The sequence below is a fragment of the Acinetobacter sp. YH12043 genome (assembly GCF_013419915.1).
Lineage (GTDB): Bacteria > Pseudomonadota > Gammaproteobacteria > Pseudomonadales > Moraxellaceae > Acinetobacter.
Window position 1 is genome coordinate 73,063 of sequence record NZ_VOZD01000001.1, and the last position, 16,351, is coordinate 89,413.

Annotated in this window: 13 protein-coding genes; 11 read left to right on the forward strand and 2 right to left on the reverse strand. The window is 43.9% G+C overall.

Annotation, left to right across the window (positions count from 1 at the left end):
• Positions 1–39 precede the first annotated feature (39 nt).
• From rplK to rplL, 4 genes are all read left to right on the forward strand, one after another.
• On the forward strand, positions 40–468 hold the full coding sequence (gene rplK, locus FTU01_RS00385) for a 50S ribosomal protein L11 (protein ID WP_004781668.1): 429 nt from the start codon (positions 40–42) through the stop codon (positions 466–468).
• Positions 469–471: 3 nt separating this feature from the next.
• Complete coding sequence (rplA, locus tag FTU01_RS00390; protein ID WP_004781669.1) at positions 472–1,167, forward strand: 50S ribosomal protein L1; 696 nt, start codon at positions 472–474, stop codon at positions 1,165–1,167.
• 306 nt (positions 1,168–1,473) lie between these two features.
• Entirely contained in the window at positions 1,474–1,980 is a 507-nt protein-coding gene (gene rplJ, locus FTU01_RS00395) for a 50S ribosomal protein L10 (RefSeq protein WP_004781671.1), read from the forward strand.
• Between the two features lie 48 nt (positions 1,981–2,028).
• Positions 2,029–2,397 (forward strand): 50S ribosomal protein L7/L12, encoded by a 369-nt coding sequence (gene rplL, locus FTU01_RS00400; protein ID WP_159123444.1) that lies wholly within the window; start codon positions 2,029–2,031, stop codon positions 2,395–2,397.
• Between the two features lie 63 nt (positions 2,398–2,460).
• Here rplL and FTU01_RS00405 read toward each other — a convergent pair whose 3' ends face one another.
• A complete protein-coding gene (locus FTU01_RS00405) occupies positions 2,461–2,712 on the reverse strand; it encodes a hypothetical protein (protein ID WP_034170979.1) in 252 nt (83 codons plus the stop codon).
• Here FTU01_RS00405 and rpoB point away from each other — a divergent pair.
• The 3 genes from rpoB (at position 2,706) to FTU01_RS00420 (ending at position 11,777) form a co-directional block, all read left to right on the forward strand.
• Positions 2,706–6,794 carry a DNA-directed RNA polymerase subunit beta gene (gene rpoB / locus FTU01_RS00410; protein ID WP_004781674.1) on the forward strand — a complete coding sequence of 1,363 codons (4,089 nt, stop codon included), beginning with the start codon at positions 2,706–2,708 and terminating at the stop codon, positions 6,792–6,794. The genes FTU01_RS00405 and rpoB overlap by 7 nt on opposite strands.
• Before the next feature lie 157 nt (positions 6,795–6,951).
• Entirely contained in the window at positions 6,952–11,151 is a 4,200-nt protein-coding gene (gene rpoC / locus FTU01_RS00415; protein ID WP_004781676.1) for a DNA-directed RNA polymerase subunit beta', read from the forward strand.
• Positions 11,152–11,411: 260 nt separating this feature from the next.
• Positions 11,412–11,777 carry a DNA transfer protein p32 gene (locus FTU01_RS00420; protein WP_180137764.1) on the forward strand — a complete coding sequence of 122 codons (366 nt, stop codon included), beginning with the start codon at positions 11,412–11,414 and terminating at the stop codon, positions 11,775–11,777.
• A gap of 68 nt (positions 11,778–11,845) precedes the next feature.
• On the opposite strand, the gene FTU01_RS00425 is transcribed toward FTU01_RS00420, so the two are convergent.
• Positions 11,846–12,340, reverse strand: a complete 495-nt coding sequence (locus tag FTU01_RS00425) for a DUF4442 domain-containing protein (RefSeq protein ID WP_159123442.1) — start codon at positions 12,338–12,340, stop codon at positions 11,846–11,848.
• Between the two features lie 117 nt (positions 12,341–12,457).
• Between FTU01_RS00425 and FTU01_RS00430 the strand changes: the two genes are divergently transcribed.
• The 4 genes from FTU01_RS00430 to FTU01_RS00445 all read left to right on the forward strand — a co-directional run bounded on the left by FTU01_RS00430 (position 12,458) and on the right by FTU01_RS00445 (position 16,272).
• Positions 12,458–13,339, forward strand: coding sequence for an alpha/beta fold hydrolase (locus tag FTU01_RS00430; protein ID WP_179991969.1), 882 nt, complete (start codon positions 12,458–12,460; stop codon positions 13,337–13,339).
• Between the two features lie 98 nt (positions 13,340–13,437).
• Positions 13,438–14,805: a Na+/H+ antiporter family protein gene (locus tag FTU01_RS00435; protein ID WP_159123440.1), complete on the forward strand. Its 1,368-nt coding sequence runs from the start codon at positions 13,438–13,440 to the stop codon at positions 14,803–14,805.
• Positions 14,806–15,139: 334 nt separating this feature from the next.
• Positions 15,140–15,742 carry an OmpW family protein gene (locus tag FTU01_RS00440; RefSeq protein ID WP_180137766.1) on the forward strand — a complete coding sequence of 201 codons (603 nt, stop codon included), beginning with the start codon at positions 15,140–15,142 and terminating at the stop codon, positions 15,740–15,742.
• Between the two features lie 185 nt (positions 15,743–15,927).
• Entirely contained in the window at positions 15,928–16,272 is a 345-nt protein-coding gene (locus FTU01_RS00445) for a lysozyme inhibitor LprI family protein (protein ID WP_034170983.1), read from the forward strand.
• The last annotated feature ends 79 nt before the right edge of the window (positions 16,273–16,351 follow it).

Genomic DNA, 16,351 nt, shown 5'->3' on the forward strand with positions numbered 1-16,351 from the left:
GGGGAGCCTAACGGCGTTTGCACCCAGAGGTAATTTGAAATGGCTAAGAAGATTGACGGCTATATCAAGCTGCAAGTTCCAGCTGGTAAAGCGAATCCATCTCCACCGATTGGTCCTGCACTAGGTCAACGTGGTGTTAACATCATGGCATTCTGTAAAGAATTCAATGCTGCTACACAAAAAGTTGAAGCTGGTCTACCAATTCCAGTCGTGATCACTGTGTACAACGACAAGTCGTTCACATTCATCATGAAAACTCCACCTGCTGCTGTTCTTCTTAAGAAGGCTGCTGGTATCCAAAAGGGTTCTTCTGTACCTAACAAAACTAAAGTTGGTAAGTTGACTCGTGCTCAATTGGAAGAAATCGCGACTACTAAAGAACCAGACTTAACTGGTGCTGATTTAGACGCGCGTGTACGTACCATCGCTGGTTCTGCACGTTCTATGGGCTTGGAAGTGGAGCTATAAGACATGGCAAAGTTAACTAAACGTCAAAAAGCCATTGCTGCTGCTGTAGAAGCACAGAAAGTTTACACTTTAGAAGAAGCTGTAGAAGTTCTTACTAGCCTTCCAGCTGCGAAATTCAAAGAATCTTTGGACATCGCTGTAAACCTGGGTGTTGACCCTCGTAAATCTGATCAGGTTGTTCGTGGCGCGACTACTCTTCCTGCAGGTACTGGTAAAACTGTACGCGTAGCTGTATTTGCTCAAGGCGCTGCTGCTGAAGCTGCGAAAGAAGCTGGTGCAGACGTTGTTGGTTTCGATGATCTTGCTGAAAGCATCCAAGGCGGAAACCTTGACTTCGACGTAGTGATTGCTGCTCCTGATGCAATGCGCGTTGTTGGTAAACTGGGTACGATTCTTGGTCCACGTGGCTTAATGCCAAACCCTAAAGTAGGTACTGTAACTCCTGACGTAGCAACTGCAGTTAAAAATGCAAAAGCTGGTCAAGCGCGTTACCGTGTAGACAAAGCAGGTATTATCCACGCTGCGATCGGTCAAGTAGGTTTCTCTGCTGAAGCTGTTCGTCAAAACGTTGAAGCTCTTGTAGCTGACCTTAAGAAAGCAAAACCTGCTACTTCTAAAGGTGTTTACATTCAAAAGATCACTCTAAGCTCTACTATGGGTCCTGGTCTGATCGTTGATGTAGCAAACGTTTCTAAATAAGTTATAAACTTATACAGAATTTTAAAGCCCTGAGTAAGTTTTAAAGCACTGCTTTAAAACTTACGCAAGAAGAAACCGGTTTCGGACTACTTGCGAACTTAGGCAGACTTTGAATTGATAAATGTAAATTTATCAGCGTCAAAGACCTCAGGCGAGGGGAGTTTTATGCTTTCCTCTTAATACTCCAGCCTGCGTAGACGCGGTGGTGTGATTTGTTCATCCTCCGCGTGTGATTTCAGAGATGAATTCACGAATTGGGAGTGTGCTTGTGATCAGGCACATAAATCACCGTTAGGAGGTTTTACAATGGCTCTTCTTATTGAAGGCAAAAAACAGATCGTAGCTGAAGTAAGTGAAATTGCTTCTACTGCATTTGCCGCTGTTGTTGCTGACTACCAAGGTTTAACAGTTGAGCAATTAACTGCTCTTCGTGTTGAAGCTCGTAAACTAGGTGTTAAAACACGTATCGTGCGTAACACTCTGGCTAAACGCGCTCTTCAAGATACTCAATTCAATATCTTGAACGACAGCCTTGTTGGCCCAACAATCTTAGCTTTCTCGACTTCTGAAGACGACATGGGTGCAGCTGCACGCTTGTTCGAAGAATTCGCAAAAACTAACAAAGCATTCGAACTTAAAGCTGCTGCATTTGATGGCAAAGTTTACGAAGGTGCTGAAGTTAGCGTAATCGCGAACCTTCCGAACCAAGAAAAAGCGCTTACTATGCTTGCAAACGTTCTTCAAGCTCCTATTTCGAAATTGGGTCGCCTTATTACTGCGCTCAAAGAGAAAAACGAGTCAGAAGCTGCATAAGCTTAAATTTATTTCCACACCATTCAATTTCCATTTGGAGTTATTCTCATGGCTTTAACTAACGAAGAAATCCTAAACGCAGTTGCAGAAAAAACTGTTCTTGAACTTGTTGAACTAATCTCTGCTTTCGAAGAGAAATTCAACGTATCTGCTGCTGCTGTTGCTGTTGCTGCTGCTCCTGGCGCTGCTGCTGCTGCTGAAGAACAATCAGAATTCAACGTTGAGTTGACTTCTTTCGGTGGTAACAAAGTTGCTGTAATTAAAGCAGTTCGTGAAGCTACTGGTCTTGGCTTGAAAGAAGCTAAAGACATGGTTGAAGGCGCACCTACAGTTCTTAAAGAAGGCGTTTCTAAAGAAGAAGGCGAAGAGCTTAAGAAAAAACTTGAAGAAGCTGGTGCTACAGTTACTCTTAAGTAATTTCTTAAAGGAGCCGGTTTTTTTATAATCGGCTCCAAAAATTGGCTGATGGCTCTTGGGTCATCAGCCTTTTTGCGTTACAATAATCGGCTCGATTTTTGTTTGCATGATATAAAATTCATACAAATTAAAAATAAACATAATGAACAAACGCTTACCAATATTTTTCATTAAAAAAATATTGTTAAGCGTTTTAATACCACTAAAAATTGCAGCATTTGTAAAGAGTGGTGGCCATATCGGCCAGCGTAATTCCTTCTGAGCCCGTTCTGCAGGCGGGCTTGGTTTACACTTTCCGAGGACTCCAGATGGCATACTCATATACCGAAAAGAAACGGATCCGTAAGAATTTTGGTAAATTGCCTAGCGTCATGGATGCTCCGTACCTGCTCGCGATTCAAGTCGACTCGTACAGAACATTCTTACAAGATGGCAAATCACCAAAAAACCGCGAAGATATCGGTCTCCAAGCCGCATTTCGTTCAGTTTTTCCTATTGAAAGTTATTCTGGCAATGCTGCTTTAGAATTCGTTGAGTATAGTCTTGGTAAGCCTGAGTTTGATGTACGCGAATGTATCCTTCGTGGCTCAACTTATGCAGCACCAATGCGCGTAAAAATTCGTTTGATCCTGAAAGATCGCGAAACTAAATCAATCAAAGACGTACGTGAACAAGAAGTCTACATGGGCGAAATGCCGCTTATGACAGACAACGGTACTTTCGTCATTAACGGTACCGAGCGTGTAATCGTATCGCAATTGCACCGTTCACCGGGCGTATTCTTTGACCACGATAAAGGCAAAACTCACTCAAGCGGTAAAGTCCTTTATTCAGCTCGTATCATTCCTTACCGTGGTTCATGGTTAGACTTTGAATTCGATGCCAAAGACCTGGTCTACGTACGTATTGACCGTCGTCGTAAATTGCTTGCGACTGTGGTGCTTCGTGCGCTGGGTTATGCCAACGAACAAATTCTCGACATGTTCTACGAGAAAGTACCTGTGTATCTGGACATGGGTAGCTACCAGATTGACCTTGTTCCAGAGCGCCTGCGCGGCGAAATGGCACAGTTCGACATTGCTGACAAAGACGGCAAAGTAATTGTTGAACAAGGTAAACGTATTAACGCACGTCATGTACGTCAAATGGAAGCATCTGGTCTTGAGAAGCTTTCTGTTCCTGATGAATACCTGTACGAACGTATCACTGCTGAAGACATCCCACTGAAAGATGGTGATGTGATTGCAGCCAATACTGTTCTAAGCCATGAAATTATGGTGAAAATTGCAGAAGGCGGCGTGAAACAGTTCAACATCCTGTTCACTAACGATATCGACCGTGGTCCATTCATTGCGGATACATTACGTGCTGATACCACAGTAAGCCGTGATGAAGCACTTGTAGAAATCTACAAAGTCATGCGTCCAGGTGAGCCACCAACAAAAGAAGCTGCTGAGAACCTGTTCAACAACCTGTTCTTCTCTTCTGAGCGTTATGATCTGTCTCCAGTCGGCCGTATGAAGTTTAACCGTCGTTTGGGTCGTCCTTACGAAGTGGGTACTGATCAGAAGTCACGCGAAGTTGAAGGCATTCTCTCGAATGAAGATATCACTGATGTATTAAAAACATTAGTAGAAATCCGTAACGGTAAAGGTGAAGTCGACGATATCGACCACTTGGGTAACCGTCGTGTTCGTTCTGTGGGTGAAATGACTGAGAACCAATTCCGTGTAGGTCTGGTTCGTGTAGAACGTGCTGTTAAAGAACGTTTGTCTCAAGCTGAAACTGATAATCTGTCTCCGCAAGACCTGATCAATGCGAAGCCAGTGGCTGCTGCAATCAAAGAATTCTTTGGTTCAAGCCAGTTGTCTCAGTTCATGGACCAAAACAATCCGTTGTCTGAAATTACACACAAACGTCGTGTATCAGCACTTGGGCCTGGTGGTTTGACTCGTGAACGTGCGGGCTTCGAAGTACGTGACGTACATCAAACTCACTATGGTCGTGTATGTCCAATTGAGACTCCTGAAGGTCCAAACATTGGTTTGATCAACTCTCTGTCTGTTTACGCCAAATGTAACAACTTCGGTTTCCTGGAAACTCCATACCGTAAAGTGGTTGATGGCCGCGTAACTGATGACGTTGAATACCTGTCTGCGATTGAAGAAGTAGGTACTGTGATTGCACAGGCCGACTCTGCAGTAGATAAAGACGGCAACCTGTCTGAAGAATTCGTTTCTGTACGTCACCAAGGTGAATTCGTACGTATGCCTCCTGAAAAAGTGACGCATATGGACGTATCTGCTCAACAGGTTGTATCTGTAGCAGCATCACTGATTCCGTTCCTTGAGCACGATGACGCCAACCGTGCATTGATGGGTTCGAACATGCAACGTCAGGCTGTTCCTACGTTAATCGCTGACAAACCACTGGTTGGTACCGGTATGGAAGCGAACGTAGCACATGACTCTGGTGTATGTGTAATCGCGAAACGTGGTGGTCGTATTGAATTTGTTGACGCTTCGCGTGTCGTGATTCGTGTCAACGAAGACGAAATGGTTGCAGGCGAAGCAGGTGTAGATATCTATAACCTGATCAAATACACACGTTCTAACCAGAACACTTGTATCAACCAGAAAGTTCTTGTGAACCTGGGCGATAAAGTAGGTCGTGGCGACGTTCTGGCTGACGGTCCATCAACTGATGGTGGTGAGCTAGCATTGGGTCAAAACATGCGTGTAGCGTTCATGACTTGGAACGGTTACAACTACGAAGACTCGATCTTGTTATCTGAGCGTGTTCTTCAAGAAGACCGTTTAACGTCTATTCACATCCAGGAACTTTCATGTGTTGCACGTGATACCAAACTGGGTGCTGAAGAAATTACTGCCGATATCCCGAACGTGGGTGAAGCAGCGCTTTCTAAACTGGACGAGTCAGGTATCGTTTACATCGGTGCTGAAGTGACCGCGGGTGACATCCTGGTAGGTAAAGTAACGCCTAAAGGTGAAACTCAGTTAACTCCTGAAGAAAAACTGCTTCGTGCAATCTTCGGTGAAAAAGCGGCTGACGTAAAAGACTCTTCTTTACGTGTTCCATCGGGTACTAAAGGTACTGTGATCGACGTTCAAGTGTTTACACGTGACGGTCTTGAGAAAGACGAACGTGCTCAGGCAATTGAAAAAGCTCAGCTGGATGCTTACCGTAAAGACTTGAAAGAAGAATACAAAATCTTCGAAGAAGCAGCACGCGAACGTATTGTCCGTCTGTTGAAAGGTCAGGAATCTAACGGTGGCGGTACTACTAAACGCGGTGACAAACTGTCTGAAGAATTGTTATCTGGTTTAGAGCTGGTTGATCTGCTTGATATCCAACCAAGTGATGAAGCAATTGCTGAACGTTTAACTCAAATTCAAGTGTTCTTAAAAGAGAAGAGCCTTGAAATTGATGAGAAATTTGCTGAGAAAAAACGCAAACTTTCTACAGGTGACGAACTGACAACTGGCGTATTGAAAGTTGTTAAGGTTTACCTGGCCGTTAAACGTCGTATCCAGCCTGGTGATAAGATGGCGGGTCGTCACGGTAACAAGGGTGTAGTTTCTAACATCCTGCCTGTTGAAGACATGCCGCACGATGCCAATGGTGTACCAGTAGATATCGTACTGAACCCGCTCGGTGTACCATCACGTATGAACGTCGGTCAGATTCTGGAAACTCACTTGGGTATGGCTGCTAAAGGTCTTGGCGATCAAATCGATAAGATGCTGAAAGAACAGCGTACAGTTCTCGAACTGCGTGATTTCCTAGACAAGATTTATAATAAGGTTGGCGGTCAGCAAGAAGATCTTGACAGCCTGACTGATGAAGAAATCTTGAAACTGTCTGGTAACTTGCGTAAAGGTGTTCCTCTGGCAACTCCAGTATTTGATGGTGCTGAAGAAGGTCAGATCAAAGAATTACTTGAGCTTGCTGGCTTGTCACGTACGGGTCAAACTGTATTGTATGATGGCCGTACTGGTGAACGTTTCGACCGTCCTGTAACTGTAGGTTACATGTACATGCTGAAACTGAACCACTTGGTTGACGACAAGATGCATGCGCGTTCTACTGGTTCTTACTCTCTAGTAACGCAACAGCCGCTTGGTGGTAAAGCACAATTCGGTGGTCAGCGTTTCGGTGAGATGGAAGTTTGGGCACTGGAAGCATACGGTGCAGCATATACGCTTCAAGAAATGCTTACTGTGAAGTCGGATGACGTTGAAGGCCGTACCCGTATCTATAAGAACATTGTAGATGGTAACCATTATATGGACCCAGGTATGCCTGAATCGTTCAACGTATTGACCAAAGAGATCCGTTCTTTAGGTATCAACATTGAACTGAAAAATGGTGACTAAGAAATCTCCCCCGACCCCTCTTTAAGAAAAAGGGGAGAAAGTCCCCCTTTATAAAGGGGGATTTAGGGGGATTTTTGAGATTCCCGAATTTCAGTAAAAAACAATATTTGTGACCCAGTCGGGAAGTGAAAATCTCCTCGACACACGGAGAAAAAAATTGAAAGACTTGCTCGATATCATGCGCAAAAAGACGGATTCCGACGGTCATGCTCCAGTAGAGTTTGATCGCATCCGTATTGGTCTTGCGTCACCAGAAATGATTAAGTCGTGGTCTCATGGTGAAGTTAAAAAGCCAGAAACCATTAACTACCGTACGTTCAAACCAGAACGTGACGGTTTATTCTGTGCCAAAATCTTTGGTCCAGTAAAAGATTACGAATGCTTGTGTGGTAAATACAAGCGTATGAAATACAAAGGCGTCATTTGTGAAAAATGTGGCGTTGAAGTAACAACTGCGAAAGTTCGTCGTGAGCGTATGGGTCACATCGAACTAGCTTCTCCAGTTGCACACATCTGGTTCCTGAAATCACTGCCTAGCCGTATTGGTCTTCTTTTAGACATGACGCTACGTGATATCGAACGCGTATTGTATTTCGAATCTTATGTTGTAACTGACCCAGGTATGACTCCATTTGAGAAATACCAACTTCTTAACGATGAAGAATATTTCAATGCGTTAGAAGAACACGGTGATGAATTCACTGCGAAAATGGGTGCAGAAGCGGTTCAAGACTTGCTTAAAGATATCGATCTTGAAGCTGAAATTGCGCGTCTTCGTGAAGAAATTCCAAACACAACTTCAGAAACTAAGCTTAAAAAAGCCTCTAAGCGTCTGAAATTGATGGAAGCATTCAACGATTCGAATAACAAGCCAGAATGGATGGTGATGAACGTACTTCCTGTACTTCCACCAGATCTTCGTCCGCTTGTACCACTTGAAGGTGGTCGTTTCGCGACTTCTGACCTGAACGACCTTTACCGTCGTGTGATCAACCGTAACAACCGTTTGAAACGTCTTCTTGACCTTGCGGCTCCAGATATCATCGTACGTAACGAAAAACGTATGTTGCAAGAATCTGTAGATGCATTGCTGGATAACGGTCGTCGTGGTCGTGCAATTACAGGTTCTAACAAACGTCCGCTTAAATCTTTGGCAGATATGATCAAAGGTAAACAAGGTCGTTTCCGTCAGAACTTGTTGGGTAAACGTGTCGATTACTCTGGTCGTTCGGTAATTACCGTAGGTCCAAGCCTGCGTTTACACCAATGTGGTCTTCCTAAGAAAATGGCGCTTGAACTGTTCAAGCCATTCATCTTTGCGAAGCTGCAAGCATCTGGTCAAGCAACAACCATTAAAGCTGCGAAGAAAATGGTTGAACGTGAAACTCCAGAAGTTTGGGATGTTCTTGCCTCTGTGATTCGTCAGCATCCAGTAATGTTGAACCGTGCGCCGACCCTTCACCGTCTAGGTCTTCAAGCATTTGAACCTATTCTGATTGAAGGTAAAGCGATCCGTCTTCACCCACTCGTATGTGCTGCGTTCAACGCCGACTTCGACGGTGACCAAATGGCGGTACACGTACCATTAACACTTGAAGCTCAGTTAGAAGCTCGTGCGTTAATGATGTCGACTAACAACATTCTGTCTCCAGCGAACGGTGAGCCAATCATCGTACCGTCTCAGGACGTTGTCTTGGGTCTTTACTACATCACTCGTGATGCAGTAAATGCCAAAGGTGAAGGCATGGTGTTCGCGGATACTGACGAAGTGAACCGTGCGCTTGCGACTGGTCAGGTAGATATGCACGCTCGCGTGAAAGCACGTGTACACCAAACCGTGATCAACGAAAACGGCGAACGTGAACAGCAAACGATTATCGTAGATACGACTCCTGGTCGCTGTCTGCTTTGGGAAGTTGTGCCTGAAGGTATGGACTTCCAGCAAATTAACGTTGAGATGACTAAAAAGAACATCTCTAAGTTAATTAACTCTTGCTACCGTAAACTGGGTCTGAAAGACACTGTCATCTTCGCTGACCAATTGATGTACCTTGGCTTCCGCCAAGCGACTCGTTCTGGTGTTTCTGTTGGTATGGAAGACATGGTCATTCCACCACAAAAACAAGCGATTATCGGTAAAGCCGAAGCTGAAGTTCGTGAAATTGAACAACAGTTCGAACAAGGTTTCGTAACTGCCGGCGAACGTTATAACAAAGTTGTCGATATCTGGGCGCGTACAAACGACCAGGTAGCGAAAGCGATGATGGATAACTTGTCATTCACGACTGTTAAGAACAAACAGGGTGAAGACGAGAAACAGAAATCATTCAACAGCATCTACATGATGTCTGACTCTGGTGCCCGTGGTTCCGCAGCTCAGATTCGTCAGTTGGCTGGTATGCGTGGTCTGATGGCGAAACCGGATGGTTCGATCATTGAGACACCAATTAAAGCGAACTTCCGTGAAGGTCTGACAGTACTTCAGTACTTCATTTCAACACACGGTGCGCGTAAAGGTTTGGCCGATACAGCACTGAAAACAGCGAACTCTGGTTACCTGACTCGTCGTTTGGTAGACGTTGCGCAAGACTTGGTTATCACTGAGCCGGATTGTGGTACGTTGTCTGGTCTTGTCATGACTCCGTTCATTCAAGGCGGCGACGTGATCGAGAACCTAGGTACTCGAGTACTGGGTCGTGTAGTTGCTGAAGATGTGAAACGTGCGGGTACTGAAGAAGTTATTCTGCCGCGTAACACATTGATCGATGAAAAACTTGCAAACTACCTGGAAGAGCAAGGTGTCGATGAAGTTAAAGTACGTTCAGTCGTATCTTGTGAATCTACTTTCGGTGTTTGTGCGAAATGTTACGGTCGTGACCTTGCACGCGGTCACTTGGTAAACCCAGGTGAATCTGTGGGTGTTATGGCTGCCCAGTCAATTGGTGAGCCGGGTACACAGTTAACCATGCGTACCTTCCACGTAGGTGGTGCTGCGAGCCGAACTTCTGCTGCAAACAGCGTACAAGTTCGTAATAAAGGTACTGTACGTTTCCATAACGTAAAAACTGTACAACATGCCAAAGGTCACTTGGTATCAACTTCACGTTCAGGTGAAATCGGTATTGCAGATGACTTAGGCCGTGAACGTGAACGTTACAAACTGCCATATGGTGCGTCTATCTTGCTGAAAGATGGTGAAGCTGTAGAAGCAGGCGGTATCGTAGCGACTTGGGATCCGCATACACATCCACTGGTTACAGAAGTAGCTGGTAAAGTTCGCTTCAGCCAGATTGCTGATGGTGTAACTGCAACATCGAAAACTGATGATGCAACTGGTATGACCACTGTTGAAATCTTGCCTGTAACAGCACGTCCTGCTTCTGGTAAAGATTTACGTCCAGCTGTTGTGCTTGACACAGTAGATGGCGGCGAACAGTTCTACTTCTTGCCACAAAACACTATTCTTTCTGTCCGTGATGGCGAAACAATTGGTGTGGGTGACGTAATTGGTCGTGTACCACAAGAATCTTCACGTACTCGTGATATTACCGGTGGTCTGCCACGTGTTGCTGACTTGTTCGAAGCGCGTAAACCGAAAGAACATGCAATCCTTGCAGAAGTTTCAGGTGTTGTAAGTTTCGGTAAAGAGACCAAAGGTAAAAACCGTCTGGTGATTACTCCGGATGATGGTTCTGAGATCTACGAAGAGCTGATTCCGAAATGGCGTACCATTAACGTGTTCGAAGGCGAACATGTGAACCGTGGTGAAACTATTTCTGATGGTCCACAGAACCCGCATGACATCTTACGTTTGAAAGGTGAAGTGGCGTTGACTAACTACATCGTGAACGAAGTTCAGGACGTTTACCGTCTGCAAGGTGTAAAAATCAACGACAAGCATATTGAAGTGATCGTACGTCAAATGCTGCGTAAAGTGGACATCACTGACGGTGGCGATACAAGCTTTATCAAAGGTGAACAAGTGGATTACATCCGTGTGATGCAAGAGAACCAAGCTGTTCTTGCGCAGAACAAGTTCCCTGCGAAGTTTGAACGTCAATTGATGGGTATTACCAAAGCGTCGCTTTCTACTGACTCGTTCATCTCTGCTGCATCGTTCCAGGAAACCACTCGTGTGTTAACTGAAGCGGCTGTAACAGGTAAAGAAGATGATTTACGCGGTCTGAAAGAAAACGTAGTTGTAGGTCGTCTGATCCCAGCGGGTACAGGCCTGGCTTACCACTTAGAGCGTCGTCGTCAGGAAGCAGAAGCTGCAGAATTTGAATTGCACAATGACTTCTCTGATGTAGACCAGGCGTTGAGCCAAGCATTCAGCGATGAATTTAACGGTCTGTAATTAGCCGCTAAATCATTTTAAAAAGCCACCTTCGGGTGGCTTTTTTATTTCCTAAAATTATTCATATTTATATCGCTAGAAAAGATCAGATTATCTGGTGGTTACTTGTCCTAAATATGGAGAAATCATCAATAAAACATGATCTTTCATGCGCTCTTTACAAAATAAATCATGAGGGTTTCAAGATTTAACATCTTGTTATGAATCGCTCCTTAAAATCAGGTTAATCTTAAGTCAAAGCACGAAGGAAGGCCAAGATCATGAAAAAGTTAATGAGCGTAATGGCTGTTGCAACTATCTCCACTTTTATGTTGGCAGGCTGTGAAAATATGTCTGCTAAAGATCAGCGTATTGGCGCAGCTGCGCTCGGTGGTGCAGTGGGTGGTGGTGTAGGTAACAGAGTAGGTGGTGGTGTTGGTGCAGCAGTTGGCGGTGGTGCCGGTGCAGCAGTCGGTAGTAAAGCTCAAGGTGCTTCAAACCGTAATGCGACCTATAGTGGTGTCGGTGGTGCTGTAGGTTCTGCAGTGGGTAAAAGCATCTTTGGCGGTACAGGTGGGGCTGCAATTGGTGGTGCCATCGGTGGTGGTGCTGGTGCAGCGATCGAACAGAATAACCGTCGTCGTTAATCGACAGAACTATCTTCCAGATCGATTTAAAAGCGCCTCCATGGCGCTTTTAGTTTATTCATATTTTGTTATTTAGCCTCTCGAGGCTTGCCTTTGCTCTGTTTAAGGCGGATATAAACGGTTTTTTGTACCTCAGCGATACGCACACCGGAATCATCATAAATATTAAGCTGATACTGGCGATAAACCGGACTATGGTTAGCTGCCAGTTCTTTTACTGTTTGTACTTCCTGCTTGGAAATCCGGATGTCAGCATAGACTGTTCCGCGTCCTGGCGCCAGAAACTGAATGGTAGAGCTTTTATCCCAAACAATGTATTTCGGACCAAGATGATGCATCAGCAATAACATATAAAAAGGGTCGACCATGGAATACAGGCTGCCACCAAAATGTACTCCCACAATATTCTGATTCTTGCGAGTCAGTGGCATTTTCACGCGAACGTGATAATTGGCAAAGTCCATTTCATCAATGACAATGCCTGCTCCACGATAAGGGGCATAGCGATTCAGGATAAATTTGGATAATAAAGGCAGTTGCTGAATTTTTCGTAATAGGCTCATGCGGATATTCTTTTTTCTGGTCTTGTATGCATACTAGAACAACAAAAATAAGCTGGCATTGATAAATCGTGCCTATTTCAACAATAAAAGAGTCAATCAGCGAATAAGGATACATCTATGCAAAGACATAGCCAGTGGGTAGATACCAGCGATCATCAACGTCTCTATGTGAAAACCTGGGGTGAGCCTGAGCGACCGGCTTTGGTGCTGGTTCATGGTTATCCTGACCATCAGGATGTTTGGGAAGCGGTAATTTCTCACCTCGTTCAGGATTATTTTGTGGTGACCTATGATGTGCGCGGAGCAGGAGACTCCAGCGTTCCCAAGAAAATTCGGGATTATCGTCTGGAACGTCTGTGTGCAGATTTAGAGCAAGTGGTCGATCAGGTCTTGCCAGGACGAGCTTTCCACCTTGCGGCTCATGACTGGGGGTCAATCCAGGCTTGGGAAGCAGTCACCGAACCTAAATTTAAAGGCCGGATTTTGTCTTTTAGCACCATGTCAGGTCCATGTCTGGATCATGCTGCTTTCTGGATGCGTGAACAGTTTAAACAGTATAAGGCCAAGTTTTTTAAACAGATGACCAAGTCTTGGTATATCGCGGTATTCCAGCTGCCTTTTATAGCACCTACAGCATGGAATTTCTTTAATGCAGAACGTTGGGGCAAAATGATCAGTCAGCTGGAACAGCAGGATAATCTGCCGCTAAACCAGAATATTGTCAAAGACGGCAAATATGGCGTCAATCTGTATCGGGCGAACTTTCTACCACGTTTATCTCGACCTAGACAGCGTTTTGCGATCTGTCCGGTACAGGCAATTGTGCTCAAAAAGGACCAGTTTGTTGGCCCGGATCTGATTGATGAAATGCCAAAATGGGTGGAAGATTTTTCCCGGGTAGAACTGAATGCCAATCACTGGGCTATCCTAAGCAAGCCGGAACAGGTGGCTCATCTGATTCATAATTTTATTCAGCAGAAATTAACAGCGACCATCTGATACGGAGATTGGGAACGTGACTCGGCAAGGGATAAGTGGAAGAATTTTTATCCGGATTTTCTGATAAAATAGCCGTTTTCTCTCATTCCCAATTCATTATGTTCGCAATTCTTGCTGCTATTGGAGTCATGTTTGGACTCTCATTGGCACGTGTACCTGTGGTTTTTGCCCTGGTCATTGGTGCTGTTACGGGTGGTTTGCTGGCAGGTCTTGGCCTCCAGGGAACTTTAGATGCATTTAACAATGGTCTGGGCGGCGGCGCTAAAATTGCCTTGGCTTATGGCATCTTGGGTGCTTTTGCTTTGGCCTTGGCACGTTCCGGTTTGCCTGACTTGCTGGCCTATAAAATGATTACCACCTTAAAAGGTGAGGCATCAGAAAAGGCACAGAACAAGGTTAAATATCTGATCTTCTGTACAGTGGCATTGGCTGCCGTTTTCTCACAAAACGTGATTCCGGTACACATTGCCTTTATTCCGGTTCTGATTCCACCATTATTGCTGGTATTTAACCATCTGAAGCTGGATCGCCGTTTGGTGGCCTGTCTGCTGACCTTTGGTCTGGTGGGAACATATATGCTGGTTCCAGTCGGTTTTGGTGCCATCTTCCTGAATGATATTCTGGGCCATAACATCAATACCTTTGGTAAACCTTATGGCTTTGAGATTACTTATGACCAGATTCCCGCTGCGATGGCGATTCCGGTCTCAGGTATGTTCGTGGGTTTGCTGGTGGCCATGTTTATCAGCTACCGTAAGCCGCGTCTCTATAAAGATATCCATGTGGAACAGCAGCAAAGTATCTCTGCTGAACTGGGTGTAGAACAAAAATCAGCGAAACCGCAAATTGCCAAACTGACCATCTGGATGGCAGCGATCGCGGTGATTGCAACTCTTGTGGTACAGCTCTATTCAGATTCCATGATTCTTGCCGGTCTGGTCGGTGTCGCAATCTTGAGTTGTGCCGGAATCTTTAAATGGAAAGAAGCAGATGATGTGATCATCACCGGTATGCGTATGATGGCCCTGGTTGGCTTTATCATGATTGCCGCGCAAGGTTTTGCTGCCGTGATTGAGGCAACAGGACAGGTTCCTGCGCTGGTTGAAGCGTCGGTTGACTGGATTGGTAATAGCCAGGCACTTGCCGCCTTTTTAATGTTGTTGATTGGTCTGCTGATTACTTTGGGTATCGGTTCATCATTCTCTACCATTCCGATTCTGGCGATTATTTATGTACCGCTCTGTATTCAATTTGGTTTTAGTCCTGCAGCAACTATTGCGATCATTGGGACTGCGGCTGCTTTGGGCGATGCCGGTTCTCCAGCATCAGATTCAACTTTAGGCCCAACATCCGGTCTGAATATGGATGGTCAGCATGACCATATGAAGGATAGTGTGGTTCCAACCTTCATTCATTTTAATATTCCGCTTATCATTTTTGGCTGGATTGCAGCCATGGTTCTGTAAGTCCTTTTTATAATCTGCTCTGATATAAATCGGAGCAGATTTGCCTAGATTTAAAATAAATTATAAGATGTATTTGAAATATATTTTTAAATAAAAAATTAATATAAACCTGATTATTTTACTCTGAATATTATTATTTTAATCTGATTAAATTGCTGGGTATTTAAAACCAACCAATATGGTCAATTTAAAATAAATATTTAATAATTACATATACTTAAATAATAAATAAAATTTAGTTTTATAATATCTATTGCATAATAATTTAAGCCATGTTTATTATTAATTAAGGTTTATTTTATTAAGAATTATTCTTCCTGTGGGGTGTTTTAAAATGTTAAAGCAAATTACTCTAGTTGCATTAATGGGTCTTTCTGCATCGGCAATGGCTGGTCAATGGCAAGTTAAAGTGGGTGGTTCAGTAGTATCACCGACTGGTGATTACCAACTTGGCCCTGGTGCTGAATTAAAGGCTGCAGATGAATTAGCATTTACACCATCTGTTGAATATTTCTTTAATGATAACGTCTCAGCTGAATTACTTTTAGCAGCACCTATCAATCATGATGTTGAATTGAATGGTACAGATGTGGTGCGTATTAAACATTTACCGCCTACATTGACTGCAAAATACCATTTTAAAAATTCAACTGGTTTCACGCCATATATCGGTGTAGGTGGTACAGCATTTGTTGCTTGGGATGAGCGTACAAAAGGTTTAGGCGATACTGATGTTAAAGTTAAAGAAGATTTCGGTTTTGCAGGTCAGGTTGGTTTTAACTTCCAGCCAGCAGATGCCAAAAACTGGGGTGTTTTCTTTGACGCACGTTATGCACAAATTAGCCCTGAAGTTACTTTGAGTGGGGAAGTACCTGCTAAGTTTGATCTTGATATTGATCCAATGATCTACACTTTAGGTTATAGCTACAAATTCTAAGAATTATAAGCTTTCATATTTCTGGATTGATTTTCCAAAGGCCTCATTTTAAATGAGGCTTTTTTTTCAAAATAACAACGATTTATAACGTATTGAAATTGAGCAGATTGGCAATACTCAAATATATTAAAACGAATAAAGTAAATATTAATTGAATACGACTTAATAATAAGGAAGATCAAAGCATGAGTTTTTTGTCGAAGAGTCTTTTGATCTTCAGCACGCTGTTTATTTCACAGAGTTATGCTGCCAGTTTTAATTGTCAGAAAGCGACAACCGCGACTGAGAAAACAATTTGTGAACATCGTTTGCTGAATGATGCTGATGTCAAAATGAGTACCAGCTATAACATCTTGCGCCGTATGGTGCCGATGGGAACACGTTCGGTAATTCAACGCGATCAGGTGAAATGGCTGCAATTTCGTGACCGCTGCCAGGAATCCGTATCCTGCTTGAGTCAGGTCTATAACATGCGTCAGCAGCAACTGGATCTGCATTTTGATCGTATCTATAAGATGGGGCCTTATTAAGTCTTGTCCATCCCATCAATTAAACTGATAAAAATGAAAGCCATAAAAATATTTTTTGCGAAAAAATTATTTTGAGGCT

What these genes read in the sequence shown, in the direction of transcription:
- rplK (WP_004781668.1), top strand. Translation starts at nt 40, where the DNA reads ATGGCTAAGAAGATTGACGGCTATATCAAGCTGCAAGTTCCAGCTGGT.
- rplA (WP_004781669.1), top strand. Translation starts at nt 472, where the DNA reads ATGGCAAAGTTAACTAAACGTCAAAAAGCCATTGCTGCTGCTGTAGAA.
- rplJ (WP_004781671.1), top strand. Translation starts at nt 1,474, where the DNA reads ATGGCTCTTCTTATTGAAGGCAAAAAACAGATCGTAGCTGAAGTAAGT.
- rplL (WP_159123444.1), top strand. Translation starts at nt 2,029, where the DNA reads ATGGCTTTAACTAACGAAGAAATCCTAAACGCAGTTGCAGAAAAAACT.
- rpoB (WP_004781674.1), top strand. Translation starts at nt 2,706, where the DNA reads ATGGCATACTCATATACCGAAAAGAAACGGATCCGTAAGAATTTTGGT.
- FTU01_RS00405 (WP_034170979.1), bottom strand. Translation starts at nt 2,712, where the DNA reads ATGCCATCTGGAGTCCTCGGAAAGTGTAAACCAAGCCCGCCTGCAGAA.
- FTU01_RS00420 (WP_180137764.1), top strand. Translation starts at nt 11,412, where the DNA reads ATGAAAAAGTTAATGAGCGTAATGGCTGTTGCAACTATCTCCACTTTT.
- FTU01_RS00425 (WP_159123442.1), bottom strand. Translation starts at nt 12,340, where the DNA reads ATGAGCCTATTACGAAAAATTCAGCAACTGCCTTTATTATCCAAATTT.
- FTU01_RS00430 (WP_179991969.1), top strand. Translation starts at nt 12,458, where the DNA reads ATGCAAAGACATAGCCAGTGGGTAGATACCAGCGATCATCAACGTCTC.
- FTU01_RS00435 (WP_159123440.1), top strand. Translation starts at nt 13,438, where the DNA reads ATGTTCGCAATTCTTGCTGCTATTGGAGTCATGTTTGGACTCTCATTG.
- FTU01_RS00440 (WP_180137766.1), top strand. Translation starts at nt 15,140, where the DNA reads ATGTTAAAGCAAATTACTCTAGTTGCATTAATGGGTCTTTCTGCATCG.
- FTU01_RS00445 (WP_034170983.1), top strand. Translation starts at nt 15,928, where the DNA reads ATGAGTTTTTTGTCGAAGAGTCTTTTGATCTTCAGCACGCTGTTTATT.